This is a genomic window from Microvirga pakistanensis, assembly GCF_004458765.1.
GTDB lineage: Bacteria > Pseudomonadota > Alphaproteobacteria > Rhizobiales > Beijerinckiaceae > Microvirga > Microvirga pakistanensis.
In genome coordinates this window covers 1-223 of record NZ_SPJX01000467.1, presented here as the reverse complement: position 1 = coordinate 223, position 223 = coordinate 1, and the positions used below count along the sequence as shown (strand labels likewise).

1 pseudogene is annotated in these 223 nt (G+C 71.3%); it reads right to left on the bottom strand.

Features of this window, described 5'->3' with window-relative positions:
* A pseudogene (locus E4K09_RS29870) lies at nucleotides 1-223 on the bottom strand (L,D-transpeptidase family protein); the annotation flags it as partial.

Sequence of the window (223 nt, the reverse complement as noted above, 5' to 3'; positions counted from 1 at the left end):
CGGGGCCGGGGACCGTGATCGGCCCGGTAGAAGGCCTGCAGCAGGCCAAAGCGCCCGACCGGCGAGGCGCCGTCGCCTTCGCGCTTGGCGCGGCTCGTCCCTGAACGTCCGCGCGCGCAGGGGAGAGTGAGAGTGCCGGCCGTCAGCCGGCCCCGGCGGTGATCGAGGGGAGAACGGTGAACGCGGATGATGTCGACGCTGGTTCGTTTCATAGCCGTGGAAG